Genomic DNA, 25,750 nt, shown 5'->3' on the forward strand with positions numbered 1-25,750 from the left:
ACGAGCAAACAGAATGCAGAAACTGAAAGGCCCCAATGCCCTCGTCTGGCTGATCCTGTCGGTCGCCGTAATCGCGCTCGACCAGTGGAGCAAGAACTGGGTGCTGACCTCGCTGCCCGAGTTCAAGGCCGTGCCGGTCATCGACGGCTTCTGGAACTGGTACCGCACCTACAACACGGGCGCGGCCTTCAGCTTCCTGAGCGACGCTGGCGGCTGGCAGAAGTACCTGTTCTCGGTGCTCGCCTTCGGCATCAGCGCCATGCTCGGCGTCTGGCTGGCCCGCACCCCGCGCAGCGACTGGCGCGTGGCGCTGCCGTATGCGCTGGTGATCGGCGGTGCGCTCGGCAACGTCATCGACCGGCTCGTCCACGGCAAGGTGATCGACTTCATCCAGTGGTACTGGCGCGACCACTACTGGCCGTCCTTCAACGTCGCCGACTCGGCGATCGTCGGCGGGGCCATCGGAATTGCGCTGTTCGGCCTTCTCGGTGGCCGGCAGCGCCAGGCCGACGCCGGCCGACGGGGGTAAAATCGCCGAATGGATGTCCTGCTCGCCAATCCCCGCGGTTTCTGCGCCGGCGTCGACCGCGCCATCGAGATCGTCAAGCGCGCCCTGGAAACCCTGGGCGCGCCGATCTACGTGCGCCATGAAGTCGTGCACAACCGCTTCGTCGTCGATGACCTGAAACACCGCGGCGCGATCTTCGTCGAGGAACTCGACGAGGTTCCCGACAACGCCACGGTCATCTTCAGCGCCCACGGCGTGTCCCAGGCCGTGCGCAACGAAGCCGCGCGCCGCGGGCTCAAGGTGTTTGATGCCACGTGCCCGCTGGTGACCAAGGTGCACCTGGAAGTCGCGCGCAATTGCCGCGCCGGTCGCGATGTCGTGCTGATCGGCCACGACGGCCACCCGGAAGTCGAGGGCACGATGGGCCAGTGGAAGCGCGAAGCGGGCACCGGCCAGATCTACCTGGTCGAGGACATCGAGGACGTCGAGGCGCTGGAGGTCGGCCAGCCGGACAATCTCGCCTACACCACGCAGACCACGCTGTCGGTCGACGACACCCGCGCCGTGATCGAGGCACTGAAGGCCAGGTTCCCGGCCATCCAGGGGCCCAAAAACGACGACATCTGCTACGCCACCCAGAACCGCCAGGATGCGGTGCGCGAACTGGCCGGCAAGTGCGACCTGGTGCTGGTGGTCGGTTCGCCCAACAGTTCCAATTCCAATCGCCTGCGTGAATTGGCCGAGCGCGAGGGCGTGCAGGCCTACCTGATCGACGGCGCGATCGAGATCGACCCGCGCTGGGTGCAGGGCCGCAAGCGCGTGGGCATCACCGCAGGTGCATCGGCACCCGAGGTGCTGGTGCGTGGCGTGATCGACCGGCTGCGCGAGCTGGGCGCTGAACACGTGGGCGAACTCGCCGGCGAACCCGAGGACATGGTTTTCGCCTTGCCCAAGGAGCTCCGGGTCCAGCTGGTCGATTGACCCTGCCGCGGCCCGGCGCCTACAATTGCGCCCCCTTCGCCGGAATAGCTCAGTTGGTAGAGCGGCGCATTCGTAATGCGTAGGTCGCAGGTTCGACTCCTGTTTCCGGCACCATTGATTCGACGAAAAGCCCGCCTCGCGCGGGCTTTTTGTTTTTCGACCGCGCTCCGTCTCGCCCCCGGAGACGGCCGCCGGGTAGAGTGGCCGCATCGATCAGAACATCCGGCGACATGGCCAAGACCGCGACCCGCAAGACCGCCTACGTCTGCAACGACTGTGGCGCCGAATTCAGCAAGTGGCAGGGCCAGTGCGGCGAATGCGGGGCGTGGAACACGTTGAGCGAGGTCGTGCTCGAACCCGCGAGCGCGGTCAAGGCGGTTGCCGCCAGCCGTCGCAGCGGCTGGGCCGGCGCCGTCGAAGCGCCCAAGGTCACCGCGCTCAAGGACGTGCGCCACCACGAGGACGCCCGCGCCTCCACCGGCATCGGCGAGCTGGACCGCGTGCTCGGTGGCGGCCTGGTGCATGGCTCGGTGGTGCTGGTCGGCGGCGATCCGGGCATCGGCAAGTCGACCCTGCTGCTGCAGGCGGTGACGAAACTCGCACCAAGCATGCCCGGGCTGTACGTAACGGGCGAGGAGTCGCTGGCCCAGGTGGCCGGGCGCGGTGCGCGCCTGGGGCTGCCGCTGGACGGCGTGCATGCGCTGGCGGAAACCTGCGTCGAACGCATCCTCGAGCATGCGACCGCGACGCGGCCGCAACTCATCGTCGCCGACTCCGTGCAGACGCTGTGGACGGAATCGCTGAGCGCCGCGCCGGGTTCGGTGAGCCAGGTGCGCGAATCGGCCGCGCGGCTGGTGCGCTTCGCCAAGGAAACCGGCACCGCCGTGTTCCTCGTCGGCCACGTCACCAAGGAGGGCGGCATCGCCGGTCCGCGCGTGCTCGAACACATGGTGGATGCGGTGCTGTACTTCGAAGGCGAGAGCGGCAGCCGTTTCCGCGTGCTGCGCGCCTTCAAGAACCGCTTCGGCGCGGTCAACGAACTCGGCGTCTTCGCGATGGGTGACAAGGGCCTGCGCGAGGTGCCCAATCCTTCGGCGATCTTCCTGTCCGGCAACGGCACGCCGCAGCCCGGCAGTTGCGTGATGGTCACGCGCGAGGGCACCCGGCCGCTGCTGGTCGAGGTGCAGGCGCTGGTGGATGCCTCGCCGCTCTCGAATCCGCGCCGCGTCGCGGTCGGCATGGAGGGCAATCGCATGGCGATGCTGCTGGCGGTGCTGCATCGCCATGGCGGCATCGCGGTGGGCGACCAGGACGTGTTCGTGAACGTGGTCGGCGGCATCCGCGTGCAGGAGACCGCGGTCGACCTGCCGGTGTTGCTGGCGGTGCTGTCCTCGTTGCGCGATCGGCCGTTGGCGGAGCAGACGATCGCGTTCGGTGAAGTGGGGCTGTCGGGCGAGATCCGCCCGGTACCGAACGGCGAGGAGCGCCTGAAGGAAGCGGCGACCCACGGATTCAAGCGGGCGATCGTGCCCAAGGCCAACGCGCCGCGAGGAGGTCGCGTCGGCGACATGGAAGTGGTGGCCGTCGAGCGCCTCGCCGACGCCCTGGACGCCGGCGTCTAGACCGCGAACACCACCGTGCGGCGGCCGTTGAGCAGGATCCGGTCGTCCAGCCAGTAGCGCAGCGCCTGCGCCAGCACGCGGCGTTCGATGTCGCGGCCGATGCGGATCATGTCCTCGGGCGTGTCGTGGTGGCCGACGCGCTGTGTGTCCTGATCGATGATCGGGCCCTCGTCGAGTTCGGCGGTGACGAAATGCGCGGTGGCGCCGATCAGCTTGACCCCACGCTCGTGGGCCTGGTGGTAGGGGCGCGCGCCCTTGAACCCGGGCAGGAACGAATGGTGGATGTTGATGCAGCGTCCGGCCAGTTTCGCGGCAAGGTCATCCGACAGGACCTGCATGTAGCGCGCGAGCACGACCAGTTCGGTTTGCGTGCTTTCGATCAGCGACCAGAGCTTCGCTTCCTGCTCGTGCCTTCCGTCCCCGGCGACGGGCAGGTGGTGGAAGTCGATGCCCTCCAGGGCGAGATGGCGGAAGCTGTCGCGCGGGTGATTCGACACCACCGCGGTGACCTGCATCGGCAGCTCGCCGATCCGCCAGCGGTAGAGCAGGTCGGCCAGGCAGTGGTCGAACTTCGAAGCCAGCAACATCACCCGGCGCGGCTGCGCGCGATCGCGCAGCGACCAGTCCATGCCGAAGCCGGACGCCAGTTCGCCGAAGCTTCCCTGCAGGTCCGCAAGTGCGGCATCCGCTGCGAACACGGTGCGCATGAAGAAGCGATCGGTGGCGAGGTCGTTGTACTGCTGCGAATCCAGGATGTTGCCGCCGTGGTGCAGCAGGCGCCCGCTCACGGCGTTGACGATCCCGGGACGGTCAGGGCAGGACAAGGTGACTACGTAGTCGGGCATCGCGACCTTCCCGGGAAGCACGCCGGATATAACGCGATTTGCATCGAAACGGGGCCGGAGCGCCCGGCCCGTCGACGGGTCAGTGCCCGCCCGCTGCCTCCGGCCCGGCCTTCGCCACGAACGGCGGCTTCGCGACCCATACGAACGCGATCACCACCAGGAAGATGATGCCGAGCAGATGGAAGATCTCGTTGAAGCCGATCTGCGCGGCCTGGTTGGAGATCATCCGTTCCAGCACGAACGCGCCGCGTTGCAGGTCGCCGCGGCCCAGTTGGGTGACGCTGTCGATCACGCCCGGGTCGGTCGCCGCGAGCTTCTCGGTCAGGTGCGCGTGGTGCACCGCGCCGCGTTCGGTCCAGGCATAGGTGGTGAGCGATGCGGCGAAGCTGCCGCCAAGCGTTCGCATGAACGTGGCCAGGCCCGAACCCGCGGCGATCTCGTGCGGTTGCAGGTCGGATAGCAGGATCTGCAGTACCGGCATGAAGAAGAGCGCCACGCCGAAGCCCTGGAACAGCTGCACCAGCGCGATGTGGCGGAAGTCGACGTCGAGGTTGAAACCCGAGCGCGCGAAGCTGGTAAGCGACATCGCGATGAAGGCGATCGTCGCGAGCATGCGCAGGTCGAACTTGTGCGCGTACTTGCCCACGAACGGGGTCAGGATCACCGGCAGGATGCCGATCGGCGCCGTGGCGAAGCCGGCCCAGATCGGGGTGAAGCCCAGGTTGCGCTGCAGCCACAGCGGCACCAGGATGCCGACGCTGAAGAACGCGGCGTAGGCGACCACCATCGCCGCGGTGCCCGCGCTGAAATTGCGATGGCGGAACAGGCGCAGGTTGACGATGGGGTCCTTGTCGGTCATCTCCCAGATCACGAACACCGCCAGCGAGATCGCCGAGATGATCGCCAGCCACACGATCAGCTGCGAGCGGAACCAGTCTTCGTCATTGCCAAGATCCAGCAGGACCTGCAGCGCGCCGACGCCGAGCACCAGAGTGATCAGGCCGACGTAGTCCATCTTCGGCTTCTCGAGCCGCTCCGGGCGCCCCTTCAGCTGCCGCCCGACCACGAAGCTGGCGAACAGCCCGATCGGCACGTTGATGAAGAAGATCCATTCCCAGCTGTAGTTGTCGGTGATCCAGCCGCCCAGGATCGGGCCGGCGATCGGCGCGACCACGGTCACCATCGCCAGCAGCGCAATGGCCTGGCCGCGTTTGTGCGGTGGATAGATCGAGATCAGCAGCGCCTGGGTGATTGGATACATCGGACCAGCGACGAAGCCCTGCAGCGCACGCGCCGCGACGAGCAGGCCCATGCTGTTGGCCAGGCCGCACAGCAGGGAGGCGATGACGAACAGGAACGTCGCCCAGACGAACAGCTTGCGTTCGCCGAAGTGGCGGGTGAGCCAGCCGGTGAGGGGCAGGGCGATCGCGTTGCTGACGGCGAAGGAGGTGATGACCCACGTCGCCTGGTTGGCGCTGCCGCCGAGGTTGCCGGAGATGGTCGGCAGCGACACGTTGGCGATGGTGAGGTCCAGCACCTGCATGAACGACGCCAACGCCAGGCCGAGCGTGGTCAGGGCGATGTTCGGCGGCCGGAAGCCGTTGGCGGGAGCGGGGGACGACATGGGATGTGTTGTCTCGAAGCGGTCTCATCGCTTCCGCAAGCGTCGCGGGAGCACGTGTGCTGGGTGGCGTGCCTGCAGGATCAACCGTGGCTGCGCGGCAGGTTTTCGCGGACGACCTTCTGGATCAGTGCGTCCGCGTCGGCCAGCTGCTTCGCGTAGGCATCGGTGGTGAGCAGCGCCTTGTCCTGTGGCACGCTGGCGAGCACCGCGCCGCTCTGGTCGCGCAGCGACACATCGGCGTGCATGCTCAGGCCGATGCGCAGCGGATGCTCTGCCAGTTGCTTGCGATCGAGTTCGATCCGCACCGGGACGCGCTGCACGATCTTGATCCAGTTGCCGCTGGCGTTCTGCGCCGGCAGCAGGGCGAAGGCGCTGCCGGTGCCCAGGCCAAGGCTGGCGAGCTTGCCGTCGAACTCGACGTCGTCGCCATAGAGGTCGGCGTGCAGCTGCACCGGCTGGCCGATGCGCATCTTCGTCAGCTGCGTTTCCTTGAAGTTGGCTTCAACCCAGGCCTGCTCCAGGGGGACCACGGTCATCAGCGTGGTGCCCGGCTGCACGCGCTGGCCCAGCTGCACGCTGCGCTTGGCGACGTAGCCCGACACCGGCGCGACGATGCCCATGCGCTGGTTGTTGAGGTAGGCCTGGCGCAGCTGCGCGGCGGCGGCCTTGACCTGCGGCTGGTCGATCACGGTGGTGGCATCGACCAGGGCGCGGTTGCGGGCGAGGTTCTCGTTCGATGCCGACAGCGCGGCTTGCGCGGCGGCGAGTTCGTCGCGTGCGTGCGCCAGCTCTTCCGCGGACACCGCGCCGGTGGCGACCAGGCCTTCGCGACGCTTGACGTCCGCGCTCGCCTTCGCGACCGCGACGCGGCGGGCCGCGATGTCGGCCTGGCCGGCGTCGACCGCGCTGTACAGGCCACGGACCTGGCGCACGGTGCTGGCGAGGTTGGCCACGGCCTGCTCGTAGGCGACGCGCGCGTCGCTGGGGTCGAGCTGCACCAGCACCTGGCCGGCGTCGACCTTCATGCCGTCGTCGGCGCCGATGCTCACTACCGTGCCGGCTGCTTGCGGCGTGATCGCGACGACGTTGCCCTGTACGTAGGCGTCGTCGGTGCTCTCGTGCCAGCGGGCGACCAGCAGGTACCACAGCGCCCAGGCGATGCCCGCGACCACGACCACGACGGCCAGGATCGTCAGCGCGCGCTTGCGCTTGCTCTTCGGCGGCTGCGCCACGGCGGCATTGGGGTTGATTTCGGTAGTCATGGCGTGGAGGCCTTGGTGATGTCGGTGGTGTCTTGGGAGGTGTCGAGGGAAGGCGCGATAAATTCGAGGCCGCCGCCGAGCGCGCGGTCGAGGTCGATCGAAGCGCCTATGCGTTGCGCGCGCAGGGCGGCGAGTTGCTGGTCGAGCTGCAACAGCGGCCGTTGCGCGTTGAGCACGTCGAGCTGGGTGCCGAGCCCGGCCTTGTAGCGCGCAGTGGCAAGCTGCCACGCAGACTGCGCGGCTTCGCGCGCGCGTTGCGCCGATGCGACCTGCGCATCCAGCGAGCGTGCGGCCTGGAGCGCATCGGCGACTTCGCGCAGGGCGCCCACCAGGCTCTGGTTGTAGGTGGCGACGGCGAGGTCGTACTCCGCGTCGCTCTTGGCGAGGTTGTTGCGCAGGCGGCCGCCATCGAAGATCGGCAGGCTGATCGCCGGACCACCTTGGGCCAGCAGGGCATTGCTTGAGAACAGGTCCGAGAGGTTGCCCGCTGCGAGCCCAACGAGCGCGCTGAGGTTCACGGTCGGATAGAACTCGGTCTTGCTCGCCTTGATGCCATGGCGCGCGGCTTCCACGCGCCAGCGCGCGGCGACGACGTCGGGACGATGGCCGAGCAGTTCGCTGGGCACCACGCCGGGAACTGCGGGCGTGGCGGCGGCCAGCAACGACGGCCTGGCGATGTCGAGGCCGCGGTCCGGGCCCTTGCCCAGCAGTGCGGCGATGGCATTGCGCGCTGCGTCGACCTGTTGCTGCGCGGCCTGTTCCTGCTGTTGCGCGGTGGCGACCGCGGCTTCCGCGTTTCGGATCTGCAGCTGGTTGTCGAGCCCGGCCTTGACGCGCTGACGGCCAAGGTCGAGCAGCTGCGACGCACGCTGCCCATCGGCTTTGGCGATCTCCGCGGCTTCATGCGCCTGCGCCAGCGCGACGTAGGTGCGGGCGATGTTCGAGGACAGCGTCAGGCGCGCGGCCTGGCCCTCCACTTCGGCGGCGCGCGCCTGTCCCAGCGCGGCCTGCGTGCGGGCGCGATGGCCGCCCCAGATGTCGGGGCTGTACTTGAACTGCAGGCCGAGCAGGGTCACGCCGATGTAGTCGCCGCCGATCGGCGGCGGCGCAACGGTTTCCGGGATCTGCACGCCGGAGTACTGCGCGGTTGCGCCCAGGGTCGGCTTGCCCGCGGCTTCTGCGAGGCCGGCCTGCGCGATTGCCTGGCGCACGCGCGCGTCGGCCGCATCCAGCGAGGGCGTGCCCGCCAGGGCTTCCTGGATCAGCGCGTCTAGCTGGGCGTCACCGAAGGACTTCCACCAGTCCTGCTGCGGAAAGCCCGCATCGGACCGGCCGGCGAGGCTGCGGGAAGCGGCCAGCGAATCGGCATTCAACAGCTGGCCCTGGGGTTCGAGCCCATGCGTGCTGGCGCAAGCGGCGACCAGCAGGGTCAGGGCCACGGCAAGCGGTGCGCGCAGCCGACGGGGGGTGGAGAAGGACATGTCAGCTTTCCGGATGAGAAAGGTTGTCGCGCACCTGGGTCAGCAGGCGCGTGAGGGTGTCGCGGTCGGTGTCGCTCATGCCGCGCGTGGCGCGCTCGCGCACGCGCAGGCCGCAGTGGTTGATTTCGTTCCAGATCTCGGCGCCAGCCGGGGTCAGGTGGATGCGCAGCGCGCGGCGGTCGGTCGGGTCGGCGACGCGGGCGACGATGCCACGCTGCTCCAGCTTGTCGAGCAGGCGGGTCATGGCGCCCGGATTCAGCTGGGCGACGTTGGCCAGGTCAGTGACGCTCGCGGTGCCCTCGGCCAGATGCTTGAGAGTGATGTACTGGCTGAAGTTGAGATCGTGGCCGGCCGCGCGCAGCTCGGTTTCCATCTGGGTCCAGAACGCTGCGCGGATCTCGCGCAGCAGGAGGGCCAACGTGGAGCCGCCACAGGGGGGCGAAATAGGTGCAGGGGCGTTCATGGCCGGCAAATATGCCGACCACTGCAATATTTGTCAATGCAAATATTGTTTGGGCAGTGGAATTCCGTTCGGCCGGGTTGGCTGCATGAAAGGCCCCAGGTCAGCCACGCCCGAGTAGCAGCTCCAGCACGAACTTGCTGCCAAAGAACGCCAGCACCAGCAGCGCCATTGCCGCCAAGGTCCAGCGCACCGCCGTGACCCCACGCCATCCGCGGCGCCAACGCCCAAGCAGCAGGCCGCCGAACAGCAGCCACGACAACACGCTGAGCACGGTCTTGTGCACCAAATGCTGGGCGAACAGGTTCTCGACGAAAAGCACGCCGGTCAGCAAGGTGGCCGTGAGGAGGATGAACCCGACGGCGATCGTGCGGAACAGCAGGCTTTCCAGTTCGACCAGCGGCGGCAAGGCGCGGAGCCAGCCATGGAACTCGCGGCGGCGCAGTGCGCGTTCCTGCAGCCATGAGGTAATGGCCAGGAGCGCGGCGATCGCCAGCGTGGCGTATGCGAGCAGGGCGCACCAGGCGTGCAATTGCAGCCGCCAGTCCAGGGGCTCCGCGGCCACGTGTCCGTAAGCTGCGTAGGCGGCGAGCGACGCGGCGGAAATAGGGAAGACCACCACGCCCAGCGCCGACATGCGGCCGCTCGCTCCGTAGAGCGTGGTCATTGCGGCCATGCCCAATCCGACCAGCGACAGGGCCGCGAAGAAGTGCAGATCCGCGCCTCCGGCATTGCGCCAAGCCAGGCCATGTGCGGCAAGGTGCAGACCGGCGGCGGCCAGGGCCGGCAGGAGCCAGCGAAGCCCGCGTCGGTGTTCCTGCCGCAGTTGTGCGACCAGCAATCCGGCAGCGATCAGGTACAGAACGACGGCGATGAGAACGATTGTCATCGCCGAAGTGTCGCATATGCTTGCCGTCCGCGACCGCCCGTTTTGAACGCACGTGCCGGGGGTTGCGCCAGCAGCACGTATAATTCGCGCCCGTTTTCGCTCATCGCACGCAGGCTTCCCGCATGTTCGAGTCCCTCACCCAGCGTCTCTCCGGCACCATCGACCGCCTGCGCGGCCGTGGACGCCTGACCGAGGAGAACATCCGCGAGGCCACGCGCGAAGTCCGCATCGCCCTGCTCGAAGCCGACGTCGCCCTGCCGGTGGTGCAGGCACTGATCGAGCGCATCAAGGTGCGCGCGGTCGGTCAGGAAGTCCTCAAGTCGCTGACCCCGGGCCAGGCGCTGATCAAGGTCGTGCGCGACGAGCTGACCGCGGTGATGGGCTCGACCGCCGCCGACCTCAACCTCAACGTGCCGGCGCCAGCGGTCATCCTGATGGCCGGCCTGCAGGGTGCGGGCAAGACGACCACGGTCGCCAAGCTCGCCAAGCACCTGAAGGAGAAGCGCAAGAAGAAGGTGATGGTGGTGTCGGCCGACGTCTACCGTCCCGCCGCGATCGAGCAGTTGAAGACGTTGGCCCAGCAGGTCGACGTGCAGTTCTTCCCGTCCGACGCCTCGCAGAAGCCCGAGGCCATCGTGAAAGCCGCGATCGAGGATGCCCGCAAGTCCTACGTCGACGTGCTGATCGTCGATACCGCGGGCCGCACCAGCATCGACGAAGCGATGATGGCCGAGATCAAGGCGCTGCATGCCGCGGTGAATCCGGTCGAGACCCTGTTCGTGGTCGACTCGATGACCGGCCAGGACGCCGCGGTCACCGCCAAGCATTTCGCAGAGGCGCTGCCGCTCACCGGCGTGGTGCTGACCAAGACCGATGGCGACGCGCGCGGTGGAGCCGCACTGTCGGTGCGCTACATCACCCACCGCCCGATCAAGTTCATCGGCGTGGGCGAAAAGCCCGACGGCCTGGATGTGTTCCATCCGGACCGCATCGCCAGCCGCATCCTCGATATGGGCGACGTGCTGTCGCTGGTCGAGCAGGTCGAGCAGCAGGTCGACAAGGACAAGGCGCAGAAGCTCGCGGAGAAGGTCGCCAAGGGAAAGCGCTTCAACCTCAATGACCTGCGCGACCAGCTTGAGCAGATGCAGAACATGGGCGGCATCCACGGGCTGATGGACAAGCTGCCGGGCATGGGCCAGATCCCCGACAACGTGAAGAGCCAGGTCACCGGCAAGGAAGTGCCGCGCATGGTTGCGATCATCAATTCGATGACGCCGAAGGAGCGCCGCAATCCCGACCTGCTCAATGGTTCGCGTCGCGCTCGCATCGCCCGTGGATCCGGCACCACCCCCGCTGACGTGAACAAGCTGATGAAGCAGTATCAGCAGATGGAAAAGATGATGAGCAAGCTCTCGGGCGGCGGCATGAAGGGCTTGATGCGCGGCATGAAGGGGATGATGGGCGGCCGCGGCGGAATGCCGTTCCGCTGAGCGCGCACTCCGCGGTGGAATGATGTGTGCCGTCGTCGCGGACGGCGGGCGGTGGGGCGTGACCTAGAGTTGGATGCCTCCGTCGCCGCTGCCGTTCCGGACATGTCTGCCGACCACAACGTATTGTTCCTGCTGGGCAGTGCCCGCGCGGGCGGCAACGCCCAATTCCTCGCCCGGCGCATGGCTGCGGCCCTGCCGGCCACCGCCAGCCACCGCACCCTGCACCTGGATGACTGTCCGTTGCCGGCGTTCCGCGACATCCGGCATTCGGCCGGGATCTATCCCCCGCCCCAAGGGAACGAACGGCTGCTCGTCGAGGCGACGCTGGACGCGTCCGACATCGTGATCGCCGCGCCGCTGTACTGGTACAGCGTGCCGGCCACCGTGAAGCTGTACTTCGATTACTGGAGCGCGTGGCTTCGAGTGCCCGGCCTGGATTTCAAGCGGCAGATGGCCGGCAAGCGCCTGCACGCCGTCTGCGTGGTCAGCGACGAGGACTTCAGCGCGGCCGAGCCTTTCTCGCGCATGCTGGAACTCACCGCGGGCTACATGGGAATGGAGTGGCGGGGAATGCTGACCGGCTACGGGAACCGGCCCGGGGATGTAGCGCAGGATGCCGAGGCTGTGGCCCGCGCTGACCACTTCCTGCTGACCACCTGACTGGGGCGTTCCGCAGCTGGCGATGCAGTCCTGTTCCGGCAGGCCAGGGGGTAGAAGTCGGGGCACCGGCATTCGGGGCTCCCGGGCCGGAATGAGCCTCTAAAGCCGCTTTTTTGGGGCGACGCGGTTTCCTCGCCCGAATCAATGGCTTACAATTGCGGGCTTACCCTGCCATTCCGGCAGCTGGGCAACACGAGAAAGCAATGGTCAAGATCCGCCTCACCCGTGGCGGCGCGAAGAAGCGCCCCTTCTACCACATCATCGTCACCGACAGCCGCAGCGCCCGCGACGGCCGCAACATCGAGCGCGTCGGTTACTACAACCCGGTTGCGCAGGGCGCCGAAAAGCGCGTCGAACTCGATCTCGAGCGCGTCAAGCACTGGGTCTCGAAGGGTGCGCAGCTGACCGACAAGGTCGCCGTCCTCTACAAGGAAGCGGCCAAGGCCGCTGCCTGATTGCCGGCCGCGCGCCAGCCGCGCGGCTGATTCCGCAATCCGCATGAAAGACGATCAAGGGCGCCGCATCCTGCTGGGCAGGGTGAACGGCGCCTTTGGCGTTCGGGGCGAGGCGAAACTCGAGTCCTGGACCGAGCCGCGCTCGGCCATCTTCCGGTATCAGCCGTGGATCCTGCGCGACCCGCAGGGCAATGAGCGCGAACTGCGCGGCGTGCGCGGCAAGGAAGTGGGCAAGAACCTCGTCGCCCACTTCCCCGATGTAGCCGATCGTGATGCCGTCGAGGCGATGCGGGGTACCGAGATCTACGTTCCCCGTTCCGCGCTGCCGCCCCCGAAGCCCGGGGAGTTCTACTGGGTGGACCTGGAAGGGCTGCGCGTCGTGACTGTCGAAGGCGTCGACTTCGGCACGGTCTCGCACCTGTTTTCCACGGGCGCCAACGACGTGCTGGTCGCGCGCGATGGCGAGCGTGAGCGCATGATTCCGTTTGTGCTGCCGCAATACGTCGCCGGCGTCGATTTCGAGGCGGGCGTCGTTACGGTGGACTGGGATCCCGAGTTCTAGAATCCTGCCTCAATCGTGACGGCCGCGGTGCCGTGCCGCCTCGCGACCCCAACCAGGATCTTCGTTACAAGGCCGTCATGCGCATCGACGTCATCACGTTGTTCCCGGATTTCATCGCCCAGTGCGCCGCCTTCGGAGTTACCGGACGGGCGGGGGAGCGTGGCTTGGTTGCCCTGCATGCCTGGAATCCGCGGGACTACGCGGAAGGCAATTACCGGCGCGTGGACGACCGGCCGTTCGGCGGCGGACCCGGCATGGTCATGCTGATCGATCCGCTGCGTGCCGCGATCGAAGCGGCGCGCGCGGCCGATCCGGCGCCGGTGAAGGTCGTCTACATGAGCCCGCAAGGCACGCCGCTAACCCAGGCGAAGGCGCGCGAGCTGGCGGCGCGCGAGCGCGTGATCCTGCTGTGCGGTCGCTACGAGGGCGTGGATGAGCGCCTGATCGAAGCCGAGGTGGACGAGGAACTGTCGATCGGCGACTACGTGCTTTCCGGCGGCGAGCTGGCGGCTGCGGTGGTGGTCGACACGATCGCCCGCCTGCAGGAAGGTGCGCTGAGCGATGCCGAGTCGGCGGAGCAGGACAGTTTCGAAGGCGGGCTGCTGGACTGCCCGCATTACACCCGCCCGGTCGAGCATGCGCTGGGGCGCGTCCCCGACGTGCTCCTCTCCGGAAACCACGCCGACATCGCCCGGTGGCGCCGCAAGGAGGCCTTGGGCCGGACGTGGCAGCGGCGGCCGGATCTGTTGGACGAGGCGACGCTTTCCAAGGCGGATCACCGACTGTTGGACGAATATCGAGCCAGATTCGCGGAAGTTGGGGACGATTCGGACGGGTGAAGGGCTCCGGGCCCGTCGGTCAAGCAGACGGATGCCATGGCCTGGGGCTACCGCACCGGGCAGCGTGCCTGCTTCGCACGGCGGCCACATTCCGGGCCCTAACCAATTGCCGCACAAGGGAAAACTCCGCTAGAATGCGCGGCTTGGTTTTACCGCAACACCGATGCCAGACGCGGGTCCACGTGCACTCGCGCTACAACTAATCCAACAGGCCACACCCATGAACAAGCCCTCGCTCCATACGCTCCTGCAGAATTTCGAAGCCGAACAGGTGCAGCGCCAGCTGCCGGAGTTCGGTCCGGGCGACACCATCGTCGTCAACGTGAAGGTCAAGGAAGGCAACCGCGAACGCGTCCAGGCCTACGAAGGCGTGGTGATCGGCAAGAAGAACGCCGGCCTGAATTCGTCCTTCACCGTCCGCAAGATCTCGCACGGCTACGGCGTGGAGCGCGTCTTCCAGACGCACAGCGCGATCATCGACTCGGTCGAAGTGAAGCGCCGCGGCAAGGTCCGCGCCGGCAAGCTGTACTACCTGCGTGGCCTGGAAGGCAAGAAGGCCCGCATCAAGGAAGACCTCGCCGCCTACGCCAAGGCCAAGGCCGAGTAATTCCCGAGCAATACCTGGCGCCGCACGCAACGTGCGCCGCGCCACGACGGCCGCCCTCGAGGCGGCCGTTTGTTTTTGCGCGCCGGCACATCCGCTTGCGCAGCGCGGAGTAGCCTTGGACGCAATCGCCGGCTGCGGCGGAGTCCCCTCATGAAACGCCAGTGCGAATTCCGCTTCTACGAGGAGCTGGGCGACTTTCTTCCGCCGGACCGCCGCAAGCGCAGCTTCCTGCATGCATTCGACGGCACCCCCGCGGTCAAGGATCGGATCGAGGCGTTGGGCGTGCCACATACCGAAGTCGACCTCATCCTGGTCGATGGCCAACCCGTGGACTTCCGCCACCGCCTACAGGGTGCGGAGCGGGTTGCGGTGTACCCGATGTTCGAATGCTTCGAGCTTGGTTCGGCGACGCGCTTGCGGCCGACGCCGCTACGCGAACCCCGCTTCGTCCTCGATGTGCACCTGGGGCGACTGGCCTCCTACCTGCGCCTGCTCGGCTTCGACACGCTCTATCGCAACAACTACGACGACGAGGAATTGCTGGCAATCTCGCAGGCGCAGCACCGCATCCTGCTCAGCCGCGATACCGGCCTGCTCAAGCGCGCTGCGCTCACGCATGGCGCATTCGTCCACGCAACTGATCCGCGCCGGCAATTGCGGGAAGTGTGCGACCGCTTCCAGCTGGATGCGCGCATTGCGCCGTTCACGCGCTGCGCGCATTGCAACGGCATGGTCGAAGCGCTCGCGGCGGAGTCGGCGGTGGCGACGGGCAGCGGTCGCCCCCAGTTAAGTCATTGCAGGGATTGCGGACAGTTCTATTGGCCTGGCAGCCACCTCACCCGCCTGCGGCAGCGCCTTGGTGAAGTCGGTGTGTCGATCTAGCAGGCGATGCCGCGCGATAATTCCACTGCGATGAAGCCACCCGAAAATGCCTCGACCGAGACAACCGCCAGCGTGCGCCTCGACCTATGGCTCTGGGCCGCGCGCTTCTTCAGGACGCGCGCGCTCGCCAAGCAGGCGATCGAGACCGGCAAGATAGAAATCGGCGGGCAGCGCGCCAAACCCGCGCGTGGCGTGCGCGTCGGCGATGCCCTCACGATCACGCGGGGGGAGGAAGTCTTCGAAATCGAAGTCCGCGCGCTCAGCGATACCCGCGGCCCTGCGACTGTGGCGCAAGGCCTCTACTTCGAAAGCGAGGCATCGCGACTGCGCCGCGAGAACGAGCGCGCCGGGCGCGCCGCCGAGCGCGCCGGCTACCGTGCGCCCGAAACGCGCCCCGACAAGCGTGCGCGGCGCCTGATCCGGGCGCTGGGCGACATCGACGCGACCTGACCGCGCCGGCCGGCGGCTGCGGACAAGCCGGAGCGACTAGCGACGGCCGCCCAGAACCGACCCGGCCAGGCCGATCAGATCCGAAAAGTCCGTGTCGCCGTCGCCATCGCGATCCATTACTGCGCCGAGCAGGCCACCGCCCAGCCCGCCTTGCTGCCGGATCTGCTGGTGTTCCTGGCCCAGCACCTGTCCTAGTCCCTGCGATGTCGCATTGCCCTGAGAAAACAAGCGCCGTGCGAGATAGGCGAGCACGATCGGCGCGAGCAGCTTCAGCAATGTGTTCGCTTGCGAGCCGCCCAGCCCGGTGGCGGCGCCCAATCCCTGGGCAGCGTTGTTCTGTCGATCGCCGAATACGTGGCCGAGGATCTGTGCGCCCTGGCCGCCGCCTCCCAGCAGCGAGCCCAACACGCTGCCCACGTCGAGGCCGGCGTGATCGCGCTGTAGCGCGCCGAACAGGGCTTCGGCGCCTTGCGGCTGGCTGGCATTGCGGCCGAGCGCACCCAGCAACAGCGGCAGGGCTGCGCTCACCGCGCCCTGGGCCTGGTCCGGTGCCAAGCCCAGCTGCTGGCCGATCTGCTGCAACGGAGCGCCCTGCAGCTGGGACAACAGGTCATCGGTCAGCGAGGCATTCATGGCGGTGCTCCGTGCAGGGGGGTTGAGGGCCCATGCTAGACCTGTGCCGTTGCAGCGCCTTCACGTGGCAGGAGTCTCGCCGCCGATCTGGCCCGCCTTCTGCCGGCACTCCGACTGCCTAGCGCGAGTGGCTGCGGAGATCGAACCGGTCGAGGTTCATGACCTTGTCCCACGCGGCCACGAAGCCGCGCACGAAGTCCGTCTCTCCATCGCTCGCTGCATACACTTCCGCCAGCGCGCGCAGCTGCGAGTTCGATCCGAAAACCAGGTCGGCGATGGTGGCGGTCCACTTCAGCGCGCCCGTCTTGCGGTCGCGGCCCTCGAAGACGCAGGCCTGCTGATCCGATGGCTTCCACGCGGTGCGCATGTCCAGCAGGTTGACGAAAAAGTCGTTGCTCAACGTGCCCGGACTCCGGGTGAAGACGCCATGCTGCGTGCCGCCGGTAGTCGCGCCGAGCGCGCGCATCCCGCCGATCAGCACCGTCATCTCCGGTGCCGTCAGCGTGAGCAGGCTGGCCTTGTCCACCAACGTCGCGGCCGTGGCTGCTTCGTAGCCCGGGCGGATGTAGTTGCGGAATGCGTCCGCGGCCGGTTCGAGCACTTCGAACGAATTCGCATCGGTCTGCGCCTGCGTGGCGTCGGTGCGTCCGGGCGAAAACGGCACGGCGATGTCGTGGCCGCCATTCTTCGCCGCCGCTTCGATCGCAGCGCATCCGCCCAGCACGATCAGGTCAGCCAGCGAGATCTTCTTGCCACCGGACTGCGCGGCGTTGAATTCCTCGCGGATGAGTTCGAGCGTGGCCAGTGCCTTGGCCAGTTCCGCAGGTTCATTCGCCGGCCAGTCCTTCTGCGGCGCCAGACGGATGCGCGCGCCGTTGGCGCCGCCACGCATGTCGCTGCCGCGGAATGTCGACGCCGAGGCCCAAGCGGTCTTGACCAGTTGCGCGACCGACAGGCCCGACGCGAGCAGTTTCGCCTTCAGCGCGTCGATGTCCTTTGCATCGACCAGCGGATGATCCACCGCGGGTACCGGGTCCTGCCAGATCAGGTCTTCCTTCGGCACGAGCTTGCCGAGGTAGCGCACCTTCGGACCCATGTCGCGGTGGGTCAGCTTGAACCAGGCGCGCGCGAACGCGTCGGCGAACTTGTCCGGGTTGGCCAGGTAGTCGCGCGAGATCTTTTCGTACGCCGGATCCATGCGCATCGCCATGTCGGCGGTGGTCATCATCGGCTGGTGCAGCTTGCCCGGGATGTGCGCATCGGGAACGTTCCTGCCGGCGTCGCCCCTGGGCTTCCACTGGTGCGCGCCGGCCGGGCTCTTGGTCAGCTCCCAGTCGAAGCCGAACAGCGTCTGGAAGTAGCTCATGTCCCACTTGGTCGGGGTCGGAGTCCAGGCGCCTTCGATCCCGCTGGTGATGGTGTGCGCGCCCATGCCGCTGTCGAAGCTGTTGCGCCAGCCAAGGCCGAGCTCCTCGATGTTGGCGCCCTCGGGCTCCACGCCGACGTGGCTGGTCGGGCCGGCCCCATGCGCCTTGCCGAAGGTGTGCCCGCCCGCGGTGAGCGCGACCGTCTCCGCGTCGTTCATGGCCATGCGGGCGAAGGTCTCGCGAATGTCGCGCGCCGACTTGAGCGGATCGGGATTGCCGTTCGGGCCTTCCGGGTTCACGTAGATCAGGCCCATCTGCACCGCGCCGAAGGGATTGGCGAGTTCGCGCTCGCCGCTGTAGCGCTCGTCGCCGAGCCAGGTGGACTCGGGGCCCCAGTCGATCGGCTGCGGTTCCCACACGTCCTCGCGGCCGCCGCCGAAGCCGAAGGTCTTGAAGCCCATCGATTCGAGCGCGACGTTGCCGGCCAGGATCATCAGGTCCGCCCACGACAGCTTGCGCCCGTACTTCTGCTTGACCGGCCACAGGAGGCGGCGCGCCTTATCGAGGTTGCCGTTGTCGGGCCAGCTGTTGAGCGGGGCGAAACGCTGTTCGCCGGAACGGGCGCCGCCCCGTCCGTCGAAGATCCGGTAGGTGCCCGCGGCATGCCAGGCCATGCGGATGAAGAACGGTCCGTAGTGGCCATAGTCGGCGGGCCACCAGTCCTGCGAATCCGTCATCAGCGCGTGCAGGTCCCGAATGACGGCATCGAGGTCGAGCGTCTTGAATTCGGCGGCATAGTCGAAGTCCTCGACCATCGGGTCGGAGAGTTCGGACTGTTGGTTGAGCAGCCCCAGGTTGAGCTGATCGGGCCACCAGTTCGCGTTGGTACGCGTGCGGTGGGACCCATGGGCAACGGGGCACTTGGATTCAACGTTCATGCGACTTACCTCTGGTCGGGTGCACCCGGCGCCTGCGACGCGTCCTGCGTGCGGGTGACGATGGGGATCGTGCTTCGCGGAGGCCGTTCGTTGCTTCCGATCGTCCCCATTCGAAGCGCCTGCGCTTCTGCAGCAAAAGGCGGAATGCGTGCAAACAGCGATGACAAGCTAACGCCGCGACCCAGACGAAGTGAAATTGAATATAGGAAACGGAACGATAGAACGAGGCTATCGGTATTCCATTTTCAAGAGCCTTTGCCTCGCTCGGGCCGGGCTCGGCGCCGCCCTCAGGAAAGGGCTTTGAGCCGGTACAGCGCCTCGAGCGCCTGCTTGGGCGTCAGCTCGTCCGGATCGATCGTGGCGAGCGCATCCAATGCCGCGGAGTTCGGCGCGAACAGTCCGAACTGCTGGGGCTGATCAAGCGCGGCCGGCGTGAGCTCCGGCCTGGGCGCGTCGCGGCTTTGCTGCTCCAGCTCGTTGAGCCGCCCGCGCGCCTGCTTCACCACCGACTTGGGAAGGCCTGCGAGTGCGGCGACCTGCAGGCCGAAGCTGCGATCCGCCGGGCCGTCCTTTACCGCATGCATGAACACCAGTGCGTCGCCGTGTTCGACGGCGTCCAGGTGCACGTTGGCGATGCCGCTCCCGGGCTCGGCCAGCGCGGTGAGTTCGAAGTAATGCGTCGCGAACAACGTGTAGGCACGATTGCTGTGGGCCAGGTGCCGCGCGCAGGCTTCGGCCAGCGCCAGTCCGTCGTAAGTCGAAGTGCCGCGGCCGATCTCATCCATCAGCACCAGCGACTGCGCGGTGGCGTGGTGCAGGATGTACGAGGTCTCGCTCATCTCGACCATGAAGGTCGACTGTCCGCGCGCCAGGTCGTCGCCTGCGCCGATGCGGGTCAGGATGCGGTCGATCGGGCCAAGCACCGCGCGCGCCGCGGGGACGAAGGCGCCGATGTGCGCGAGCAGCACGATCAGCGCGTTCTGCCGCATGTAGGTCGACTTGCCGCCCATGTTCGGGCCGGTGATGACCAGCATGCGGCGCGCGTCGTCCAGCAGCAGGTCGTTGGGTTCGAACGGTTCGCTGCGCACGGCTTCGACGACGGGATGGCGCCCGCGTTCGATGCGGATGGCGGGTTCCTCCACCAGTTCGGGCTGCGACCAGTCCAGGCTCTGTGCGCGCTCGGCGAAGCAGGCGAGCACGTCGAGCTCCGACAATGCCGCCGCGCAGCGCTTCAGCGGCTCCAGGCGCTCGTTCAAGGCGTCGAGCAACTGCTCGTACAGCAGCCGCTCGCGGGCGAGGGCGCGTTCGCGCGCGGACAGCACCTTGTCCTCGAACTGCTTGAGCTCCTCGGTGATGTAGCGTTCGGCGCCGGTCAGCGTCTGGCGGCGCGAGTAGTGCGTCGGCGCCTTGTCGCTCTGGCCCTTGCTGATCTCGATGAAGTAACCGTGCACGCGGTTGTAGCCGACCTTGAGCGTGGCGATGCCGGTGGCGGCGCGCTCTCGTGCTTCCAGGTCGATCAGGAACTGGTCGGCATGGGTCGACAGCGTGCGCAGTTCGTCCAGTTCGGCGTCGTAGCCTTCGGCGAAGATGCCGCCGTCGCGCGCCAGTACCGGCGGCTGCGCCACGATGGCCGACGCAAGCAGGTGCGCATGGGCGTCGTGTTCGCCCAGTTCGGCTGCCAGGGCGCGCAGGTGTGGGGAATCCAGCGGCTGCAGATGCACGCGCGCGGCGGGCAGCAGCCCAAGGCCGTCGCGCAGCGTGGAAAGGTCGCGCGGCCGCGCGGAGCGCAGGGCGATGCGCGAGAGGATGCGCTCCAGGTCGCCCAGCGCGCGGAACGATTCGCGCAGCCGCTCGGCCGCGCCGGAATCGATCAGCGTCGCAACCGCCTGGTGCCTGAGGCGCAGCGTGGCGCGGTCCCGCAATGGCCGATGCAGCCAGCGCCGCAGCAGGCGTCCGCCCATCGGCGTGATCGTGGAGTCGAGCACGCCCAGCAGCGTGGTGCGCGTATCGCCGTCGACGCGGGTATCGAGTTCGAGGTGGCGGCGCGTGGCCGCATTCATCGCAATCGCGCCGTCGCCGGATTCGACCGCCATCGAGGTGAGATGCGGCAGGCGTTGCTTCTGCGTCTCCTCGACATAGCCCAGCAACGCGGCGGCCGCGGCAACCGCCAGCGGCTTGTCCTCGATGCCGAAGCCGGACAGGTCGTGCAGGCCGAAGAAGCGCAGGAGCTGGCGCCGGCCGCTGTCCGCGTCGAACAGCCATGGCGCGCGACGACGCATGCCGATGCGGGTGGCGACGAAGTCGGGCCAACCTTCCTCGTCCGCGACCAGGGTTTCGGCCGGTTCCAGGCGGGCGAGTTCGGCTTCGAGCGCATCCTCGCTGCTTACTTCGTTCACCAGCAGGCGGCCCGCCGACAGGTCGGCCCAGGCGACGCCGTAACCGGTCTTGCCACGTGCGACGGCAAGCAGCAGCGTGTCCCGGCGTTCGTTGAGCAGGGCTTCGTCGGTGACGGTCCCGGGCGTGACGATGCGCACGACCTTGCGTTCGACCAGCCCTTTCGCCTGTGCGGGATCGCCGATCTGTTCGCAGATCGCCACCGATTCGCCAAGCGCCACGAGCCGCGCGAGATAGCTCTCGTAGGCGTGGTGCGGAACCCCGGCCATCGGGATCGGCTGGCCGGCGGAATTGCCGCGCTGGGTCAGGGTGATGTCGAGCAGGCGCGCAGCCTTGCGGGCGTCGTCGTAGAAGAGCTCGTAGAAGTCACCCATACGGAAGAACAGCAATACGTCCGGATGCTCCGCCTTCGCGGCGAAGAACTGCTTCATCAGGGGCGTGTGTTCGGGAGTAGGGCCGGGGGTATTGCCGTGCATAGAAGGCGTGCTGTCCATCGATGTTCGGGCGCTGGGGCGCATGCGACGGGCGACATGATGACAGCAGCGCGGGACGATTGCCTTGCCGCAGGCGATGCCGCGCATTCCATGACCGCCGTCTCAAAGCTGTGATAGGTTCGGCCGTGCTCGACGGGCTACCCAACGGTGCGGTCGGGTGGGGCATGGGGGCCGCGCGGGGGCGTGGCAACAGCGACGGCCGCAGCCGCAGCCGCGCGCACACGACGGAGGGGATTCGCGATGATTCCGAGCAGTATCCAGAAGAAGCTGCTGTCGCGGGCCGTGGCAACCGCCATGGCCTCGATGCTGGCCGCCGCGCCTGCCTTTGCGCAGGAGGCTGCATCGCCTGCCGAGGCGAAGCAGGAAGAAAAGGCGACCACGTTGTCCGAACTGGTCGTCACGGCGCAGAAGCGCGAAGAAACGATGCAGGACGTGCCGATCTCCCTGACCGCGCTTCCCGAGCAGCTGATGCGCGACACCGGCGTGCGCGACATCAAGGACATGCAGATCCTGGTGCCCGGCCTGATCGTCACCAGCACCCAGAACGAAGCCATCACCACCGCCCGAATCCGCGGCATCGGCACCGTCGGCGACAACGCCGGCCTGGAGTCGTCGGTGGGCGTGGTGATCGACGGTGTCTACCGTCCGCGCAACAGCGTCGGCTTCGGCGACCTGGGCGAGCTGGAACGCATCGAGGTGTTGAAGGGGCCGCAGGGCACGGTGTTCGGGAAGAACACTTCCGCGGGCGTCATCAATGTCATCACCCGGCGCCCCAGCTACGAAACGTCGGTCGAGGGCGAACTCACGGTCGGCGACTACAACGCCCTGGGCGTATCGGGCGCCTTCAATACGGCGCTTGGCGAGAATTCGGCGATGCGCATCTACGCGGTGAAGCGCAAGCGCGACGGGTTCATGGACGTGCACACCGGCGCGGGCCCGCGCGTCGAGAAGGAAGACGGCGACCAGAATTTCCACTCGCTGCGCGGCCAGTTGTTGCTGGAACCCACCGAGAACCTCGACATCGTGCTGATGGCGGACTTCACCAGTCGCGAGGAGAACTGCTGTGGCGCGGTCACCATCGTCCGCGGCGCGACCGCGGCGATCATCGACGCCCTGGCTGCGGACGAAGGAGTAGCGCCGGCCGGTACCGACCCCTTCGATCGCCAGGTCTGGAGCAACCGCAGTACCGAGCAGGACATCAAGGACAAGGGCGTGCAGGCGGAGGTCAACTGGATCACGCCCTGGCTCGGCAATGCGACGTTGACCTCGATCAGTGCATCACGCGACTGGCAGACCATCAACGGACTCGACTTCGATTTCACCAGCGCGGACATCCTCTATCGCAATCCTGACGAGGATGAGTCGCTAACGGCCTTCGAGACTTTCACCCAGGAATTCCGCCTGACCGGTTCCACCGACCGCCTGGACTGGATGGTTGGCGCGTTCTATTCCGATGAGGATCTGGACCGCAACGACTCCTACCGGATTGGTGCGGCGTACGAACCCTACCTGTCGACGCTGGTGGGATCGCGCGTCTTCAGCGCGCTGGCGGCGATGGGCCTGCCGGTTAACGCGGCAAATCCGGCGACCTTCCTGTCGCAGGTGAGCGGCCAGGCGTTCGGCACCAACTTCACCGGGTTCGGCGCGCTCGACCGGCATCGCCAGAACTCCACGAGCAAGGCGCTCTTCACCAACAACACCTGGCACGCGAGCGATGCGCTCGACCTGACCCTGGGCCTGCGCTACACGCAGGAAGACAAGGAGCTGGATTCGGTCTTCAGCAATCCGAACGGGAGCATCGGCTGCGGGGCCGTGCTATCCAACCCGGGCCTGCGCGTGGGTACGGCGCTGGCGCAGCGTGTGACGAACTGGGGTTCGCTAAGCGCCGCCCAGCGCGCCGCGATCGTCGGTGCGGTGGCTCCGACCATCGCCGGCTTCATGTGCCTGCCGTGGGCCAACGCCTTGCATGACGGTCGTGTTACCCATCAGGAACGCACCGAGAAGGAGTGGTCCGGCACGTTCAAGGCGGCGTATCGCTGGAACGACACGCTGATGACCTACTTCTCCGCGGCCCGCGGTTACAAGGCAGGCGGCTTCAACCTGGACCGCGTCCAGTCGGCCGATGGGCAGTCCAGCAGCGGTGCGGGCCTGACGCCGGTCGATGACACTTCATTCCCCGGCGAATTCGTCGACAGCTACGAGCTCGGCGCCAAGACGACCTGGGCGGACGGCAACCTGCTGTTCAACGCCACGCTGTTCCACCAGACCTACAGCGACTTCCAGCTCAACAGCTTCCTTGGCACCAGCTTCGTGGTGCGCTCGATTCCGGAAGTCGTGTCCCAGGGCATCGACACCGAGTTGCTGTGGCAGACCGGCGTCGAAGGCCTCAGCTTCCAGGGTGGCCTGACCTACGCCGACACCAAGTACGGCGACGAGCGTCCGACCGCGGAGTTCGCCGACACGCCGGCGACCGCACCGGGCTCGCTGTACAAGCTGCCGGGCAGCCAGGCGAGCTTCGCCCCGAAATGGTCGGGGTCGGGATCGGTGACCTACGAGTGGGGCTTCGGCAACGACCTGGTGGCGCGGTTCAACCTGGGCGCGAAGTACACCTCCGAAAACAACACCGGCTCCGACCTGGACGTGGAGAAGGAACAGGACGCCTACACCCTGGTCAATGCGCGGGTGGGCATCGGCCGCAAGGACAAGCGCTGGGGGCTGGAGTTGTGGGCGCAGAACCTGACCGATGCGGAGTACATGCAGGTGGCGTTCGATGCCCCGCTGCAGGCGCCGGGCACGTCCTTGCCGGGGGATCCGCTGAACTCCTACAACGCCTTCCTCGGTGCGCCGCGCACGTACGGACTGACTTTCCGCATCACCTACTGATCGCGGCTGGAAGCGTGTCCGACGGCCCGTCTGAGGACGGGCCGTCGGCTTTTCTGCGATTGCCGCCGGGGATCGCCGCTATAGTTCGCCCCCATGAGCGACATCGCCTCCGACACGACGCTGCAAGACCTGGCCCGGCAGCTCGGCGCCGCGGCGCAGGTCGGACACCACACGCTGGTCACCGCGGAAAGCTGCACGGGCGGGTGGATCGCCAAGGTGCTGACCGACATCGCGGGTTCGTCGGCGTGGTTCGAATGCGGTATCGCTGCCTACAGCTACGAATCCAAGCAGGCGCTGCTCGGGGTGCGGCCGGAGACCCTCGAACACCACGGCGCGGTCAGCCGGGAAACGGTGCTGGAGATGGTCTCGGGTGCGCTGGTCCATTCGGGGGCCACCTTGGCCGTCGCCGTGACCGGTATCGCAGGGCCGTCCGGCGGAACGGACGACAAGCCGGTGGGCACTGTGTGGGTCGCCTGGAAGCGCCGCGGCGGTTACCCCACCGCCGAAGTCTTCCATTTCGCCGGCGACCGCGAGGCGGTACGCCGGCAGACGGTCGAAGCCGCCCTGCTGGGGCTGATGCGGCTGGCGGGATAGCTGCGTCGAGCAGGGGGTTGATTTTCCGGAAAAGGCATTAGTAGTATTGCTACTAATGAACCTGACCGACACCCAGCGCGCCATCCTGGCCCTCATCGCCGAGCGGATCGAGAGCGAAGGCGTGCCGCCGTCGCAGACCGAGATCGCATCGGCCTTCGGATTCAGTAGCGTCCGCGCTGCCCAGTACCATCTGGAAGCCCTGGAACGGGCGGGCGCCATCCAGCGGGTCCCGGGTCAGGCCCGTGGCATCCGGCTGGTCCAGGCGCAGCCGCGGCCCGCAGCCAACGACGACATGTTGCGACTGCCGGTTTTGGGTCGGGTCGCGGCCGGCTTGCCGATCGGCGCAGGGGTGGACCTGGAAGCGGACGACTATGTCCTCCTCGACAAGAATTTCTTCGCGCCGGCGCCGGACTACCTGCTCAAGGTGAAGGGCGACTCGATGCGCGACGAGGGCATCTTCGACGGCGACCTGATCGGCGTGCATCGGACGACCGAAGCACGCAGCGGGCAGATCGTGGTCGCGCGCATCGACGACGAAATCACCGTCAAGCTCCTCAAGGTCGGCAAGGATCGGATTCGCTTGCTGCCTCGCAACCCGGATTACGCCCCAATCGAAGTGTTGCCGGACCAGGATTTCGCCATCGAAGGCCTGTACTGCGGCCTGGTGCGGCCAAACCGATGAGAGGCCTACGCGCGCGGGTTTTCCCTACCGCTGGCCCCGGCTTCCTCTGCTTCCCCCATTCGCCAAGGCAGCAGAAACTTTTTTCACCCGGTCCGGTTGCGTCTCAGCCCCTGCGATACGCGTCCGTTAGCCTGATCCCAACGCACAC

23 protein-coding genes and 1 tRNA gene are annotated in these 25,750 nt (G+C 67.3%); 15 read left to right on the forward strand and 9 right to left on the reverse strand.

The features are described from left to right. Positions 1–13: 13 nt before the first annotated feature. The 4 genes from lspA to radA all read left to right on the forward strand — a co-directional run bounded on the left by lspA (position 14) and on the right by radA (position 3,111). The gene (gene lspA / locus BP05_RS00615) at positions 14–529 is read left to right on the forward strand and encodes a signal peptidase II (protein WP_496359423.1); all 516 of its coding nucleotides are present in this window, start codon (positions 14–16) and stop codon (positions 527–529) included. Between the two features lie 9 nt (positions 530–538). Continuing rightward, entirely contained in the window at positions 539–1,489 is a 951-nt protein-coding gene (ispH, locus tag BP05_RS00620) for a 4-hydroxy-3-methylbut-2-enyl diphosphate reductase (RefSeq protein ID WP_496359425.1), read from the forward strand. A 38-nt stretch (positions 1,490–1,527) separates the two neighbouring features. Then, positions 1,528–1,603: transfer RNA gene (locus tag BP05_RS00625), tRNA-Thr, on the forward strand. A gap of 116 nt (positions 1,604–1,719) precedes the next feature. Then, positions 1,720–3,111 carry a DNA repair protein RadA gene (gene radA / locus BP05_RS00630; RefSeq protein WP_496359427.1) on the forward strand — a complete coding sequence of 464 codons (1,392 nt, stop codon included), beginning with the start codon at positions 1,720–1,722 and terminating at the stop codon, positions 3,109–3,111. On the opposite strand, the gene purU is transcribed toward radA, so the two are convergent. The 6 genes from purU to BP05_RS00660 form a co-directional block, all read right to left on the reverse strand. Then, positions 3,108–3,956 carry a formyltetrahydrofolate deformylase gene (purU, locus tag BP05_RS00635; RefSeq protein ID WP_496359429.1) on the reverse strand — a complete coding sequence of 283 codons (849 nt, stop codon included), beginning with the start codon at positions 3,954–3,956 and terminating at the stop codon, positions 3,108–3,110. The genes radA and purU overlap by 4 nt on opposite strands. Before the next feature lie 79 nt (positions 3,957–4,035). Further along, a complete protein-coding gene (locus tag BP05_RS00640) occupies positions 4,036–5,580 on the reverse strand; it encodes a DHA2 family efflux MFS transporter permease subunit (RefSeq protein WP_496359431.1) in 1,545 nt (514 codons plus the stop codon). Between the two features lie 80 nt (positions 5,581–5,660). Then, the gene (locus tag BP05_RS00645) at positions 5,661–6,842 is read right to left on the reverse strand and encodes an HlyD family secretion protein (RefSeq protein ID WP_496359433.1); all 1,182 of its coding nucleotides are present in this window, start codon (positions 6,840–6,842) and stop codon (positions 5,661–5,663) included. Continuing rightward, positions 6,839–8,323 carry an efflux transporter outer membrane subunit gene (locus tag BP05_RS00650; protein ID WP_496359435.1) on the reverse strand — a complete coding sequence of 495 codons (1,485 nt, stop codon included), beginning with the start codon at positions 8,321–8,323 and terminating at the stop codon, positions 6,839–6,841. The genes BP05_RS00645 and BP05_RS00650 overlap by 4 nt, the downstream gene beginning before the upstream one ends. A 1-nt stretch (position 8,324) precedes the next feature. Then, positions 8,325–8,741, reverse strand: a complete 417-nt coding sequence (locus BP05_RS00655) for a MarR family winged helix-turn-helix transcriptional regulator (RefSeq protein WP_496359437.1) — start codon at positions 8,739–8,741, stop codon at positions 8,325–8,327. 145 nt (positions 8,742–8,886) lie between these two features. Beyond that, entirely contained in the window at positions 8,887–9,672 is a 786-nt protein-coding gene (locus tag BP05_RS00660) for a cytochrome C assembly family protein (protein WP_496359439.1), read from the reverse strand. A gap of 122 nt (positions 9,673–9,794) precedes the next feature. Here BP05_RS00660 and ffh point away from each other — a divergent pair, with 122 nt between their 5' ends. From ffh to BP05_RS00700, 8 genes are all read left to right on the forward strand, one after another. Further along, positions 9,795–11,162: a signal recognition particle protein gene (gene ffh, locus BP05_RS00665; RefSeq protein ID WP_496359441.1), complete on the forward strand. Its 1,368-nt coding sequence runs from the start codon at positions 9,795–9,797 to the stop codon at positions 11,160–11,162. Positions 11,163–11,264: 102 nt separating this feature from the next. Further along, positions 11,265–11,822 carry an NAD(P)H-dependent oxidoreductase gene (locus tag BP05_RS00670; protein WP_496359443.1) on the forward strand — a complete coding sequence of 186 codons (558 nt, stop codon included), beginning with the start codon at positions 11,265–11,267 and terminating at the stop codon, positions 11,820–11,822. Between the two features lie 203 nt (positions 11,823–12,025). Then, positions 12,026–12,277: a 30S ribosomal protein S16 gene (gene rpsP / locus BP05_RS00675; protein ID WP_496359445.1), complete on the forward strand. Its 252-nt coding sequence runs from the start codon at positions 12,026–12,028 to the stop codon at positions 12,275–12,277. Positions 12,278–12,320: 43 nt separating this feature from the next. Then, positions 12,321–12,839 (forward strand): ribosome maturation factor RimM, encoded by a 519-nt coding sequence (gene rimM, locus BP05_RS00680; protein WP_496359447.1) that lies wholly within the window; start codon positions 12,321–12,323, stop codon positions 12,837–12,839. Positions 12,840–12,916: 77 nt separating this feature from the next. After that, on the forward strand, positions 12,917–13,678 hold the full coding sequence (gene trmD, locus BP05_RS00685; RefSeq protein WP_496359449.1) for a tRNA (guanosine(37)-N1)-methyltransferase TrmD: 762 nt from the start codon (positions 12,917–12,919) through the stop codon (positions 13,676–13,678). A gap of 220 nt (positions 13,679–13,898) precedes the next feature. Beyond that, entirely contained in the window at positions 13,899–14,285 is a 387-nt protein-coding gene (rplS, locus tag BP05_RS00690; RefSeq protein WP_496359451.1) for a 50S ribosomal protein L19, read from the forward strand. A 150-nt stretch (positions 14,286–14,435) separates the two neighbouring features. After that, positions 14,436–15,167 carry a Mut7-C RNAse domain-containing protein gene (locus BP05_RS00695; RefSeq protein ID WP_496359453.1) on the forward strand — a complete coding sequence of 244 codons (732 nt, stop codon included), beginning with the start codon at positions 14,436–14,438 and terminating at the stop codon, positions 15,165–15,167. Between the two features lie 30 nt (positions 15,168–15,197). After that, positions 15,198–15,617 carry an RNA-binding S4 domain-containing protein gene (locus BP05_RS00700; protein ID WP_496359455.1) on the forward strand — a complete coding sequence of 140 codons (420 nt, stop codon included), beginning with the start codon at positions 15,198–15,200 and terminating at the stop codon, positions 15,615–15,617. Positions 15,618–15,653: 36 nt separating this feature from the next. Here BP05_RS00700 and BP05_RS00705 read toward each other — a convergent pair whose 3' ends face one another. The 3 genes from BP05_RS00705 to mutS form a co-directional block, all read right to left on the reverse strand. After that, positions 15,654–16,250 carry a DUF937 domain-containing protein gene (locus BP05_RS00705; RefSeq protein WP_496359457.1) on the reverse strand — a complete coding sequence of 199 codons (597 nt, stop codon included), beginning with the start codon at positions 16,248–16,250 and terminating at the stop codon, positions 15,654–15,656. Positions 16,251–16,368: 118 nt separating this feature from the next. Further along, entirely contained in the window at positions 16,369–18,555 is a 2,187-nt protein-coding gene (gene katG / locus BP05_RS00710) for a catalase/peroxidase HPI (RefSeq protein WP_496359459.1), read from the reverse strand. A gap of 287 nt (positions 18,556–18,842) precedes the next feature. Then, positions 18,843–21,443 (reverse strand): DNA mismatch repair protein MutS, encoded by a 2,601-nt coding sequence (mutS, locus tag BP05_RS00715; RefSeq protein ID WP_496359461.1) that lies wholly within the window; start codon positions 21,441–21,443, stop codon positions 18,843–18,845. Positions 21,444–21,683: 240 nt separating this feature from the next. Here mutS and BP05_RS00720 point away from each other — a divergent pair, with 240 nt between their 5' ends. The 3 genes from BP05_RS00720 (at position 21,684) to lexA (ending at position 25,602) form a co-directional block, all read left to right on the forward strand. After that, complete coding sequence (locus BP05_RS00720) at positions 21,684–24,326, forward strand: TonB-dependent receptor (RefSeq protein ID WP_496359463.1); 2,643 nt, start codon at positions 21,684–21,686, stop codon at positions 24,324–24,326. Between the two features lie 93 nt (positions 24,327–24,419). Next, positions 24,420–24,920, forward strand: a complete 501-nt coding sequence (locus BP05_RS00725) for a CinA family protein (RefSeq protein WP_496359465.1) — start codon at positions 24,420–24,422, stop codon at positions 24,918–24,920. A 55-nt stretch (positions 24,921–24,975) separates the two neighbouring features. After that, positions 24,976–25,602 carry a transcriptional repressor LexA gene (gene lexA, locus BP05_RS00730; RefSeq protein WP_496359467.1) on the forward strand — a complete coding sequence of 209 codons (627 nt, stop codon included), beginning with the start codon at positions 24,976–24,978 and terminating at the stop codon, positions 25,600–25,602. Positions 25,603–25,750: the final 148 nt, after the last annotated feature.

This window comes from Lysobacter oryzae DSM 21044 (genome assembly GCF_059568595.1).

Excerpts from the sequence above, each read along its gene's own strand:
- BP05_RS00695 (WP_496359453.1), top strand. The coding sequence starts at position 14,436 with ATGAAACGCCAGTGCGAATTCCGCTTCTACGAGGAGCTGGGCGACTTT.
- ffh (WP_496359441.1), top strand. The coding sequence starts at position 9,795 with ATGTTCGAGTCCCTCACCCAGCGTCTCTCCGGCACCATCGACCGCCTG.
- radA (WP_496359427.1), top strand. The coding sequence starts at position 1,720 with ATGGCCAAGACCGCGACCCGCAAGACCGCCTACGTCTGCAACGACTGT.
- rplS (WP_496359451.1), top strand. The coding sequence starts at position 13,899 with ATGAACAAGCCCTCGCTCCATACGCTCCTGCAGAATTTCGAAGCCGAA.
- BP05_RS00725 (WP_496359465.1), top strand. The coding sequence starts at position 24,420 with ATGAGCGACATCGCCTCCGACACGACGCTGCAAGACCTGGCCCGGCAG.
- BP05_RS00670 (WP_496359443.1), top strand. The coding sequence starts at position 11,265 with ATGTCTGCCGACCACAACGTATTGTTCCTGCTGGGCAGTGCCCGCGCG.
- rimM (WP_496359447.1), top strand. The coding sequence starts at position 12,321 with ATGAAAGACGATCAAGGGCGCCGCATCCTGCTGGGCAGGGTGAACGGC.
- lexA (WP_496359467.1), top strand. The coding sequence starts at position 24,976 with ATGAACCTGACCGACACCCAGCGCGCCATCCTGGCCCTCATCGCCGAG.
- BP05_RS00705 (WP_496359457.1), bottom strand. The coding sequence starts at position 16,250 with ATGAATGCCTCGCTGACCGATGACCTGTTGTCCCAGCTGCAGGGCGCT.
- BP05_RS00720 (WP_496359463.1), top strand. The coding sequence starts at position 21,684 with ATGATTCCGAGCAGTATCCAGAAGAAGCTGCTGTCGCGGGCCGTGGCA.
- katG (WP_496359459.1), bottom strand. The coding sequence starts at position 18,555 with ATGAACGTTGAATCCAAGTGCCCCGTTGCCCATGGGTCCCACCGCACG.
- BP05_RS00645 (WP_496359433.1), bottom strand. The coding sequence starts at position 6,842 with ATGACTACCGAAATCAACCCCAATGCCGCCGTGGCGCAGCCGCCGAAG.
- rpsP (WP_496359445.1), top strand. The coding sequence starts at position 12,026 with ATGGTCAAGATCCGCCTCACCCGTGGCGGCGCGAAGAAGCGCCCCTTC.
- purU (WP_496359429.1), bottom strand. The coding sequence starts at position 3,956 with ATGCCCGACTACGTAGTCACCTTGTCCTGCCCTGACCGTCCCGGGATC.
- trmD (WP_496359449.1), top strand. The coding sequence starts at position 12,917 with ATGCGCATCGACGTCATCACGTTGTTCCCGGATTTCATCGCCCAGTGC.
- BP05_RS00660 (WP_496359439.1), bottom strand. The coding sequence starts at position 9,672 with ATGACAATCGTTCTCATCGCCGTCGTTCTGTACCTGATCGCTGCCGGA.
- BP05_RS00650 (WP_496359435.1), bottom strand. The coding sequence starts at position 8,323 with ATGTCCTTCTCCACCCCCCGTCGGCTGCGCGCACCGCTTGCCGTGGCC.
- mutS (WP_496359461.1), bottom strand. The coding sequence starts at position 21,443 with ATGGACAGCACGCCTTCTATGCACGGCAATACCCCCGGCCCTACTCCC.
- BP05_RS00700 (WP_496359455.1), top strand. The coding sequence starts at position 15,198 with ATGAAGCCACCCGAAAATGCCTCGACCGAGACAACCGCCAGCGTGCGC.
- ispH (WP_496359425.1), top strand. The coding sequence starts at position 539 with ATGGATGTCCTGCTCGCCAATCCCCGCGGTTTCTGCGCCGGCGTCGAC.
- BP05_RS00640 (WP_496359431.1), bottom strand. The coding sequence starts at position 5,580 with ATGTCGTCCCCCGCTCCCGCCAACGGCTTCCGGCCGCCGAACATCGCC.
- lspA (WP_496359423.1), top strand. The coding sequence starts at position 14 with ATGCAGAAACTGAAAGGCCCCAATGCCCTCGTCTGGCTGATCCTGTCG.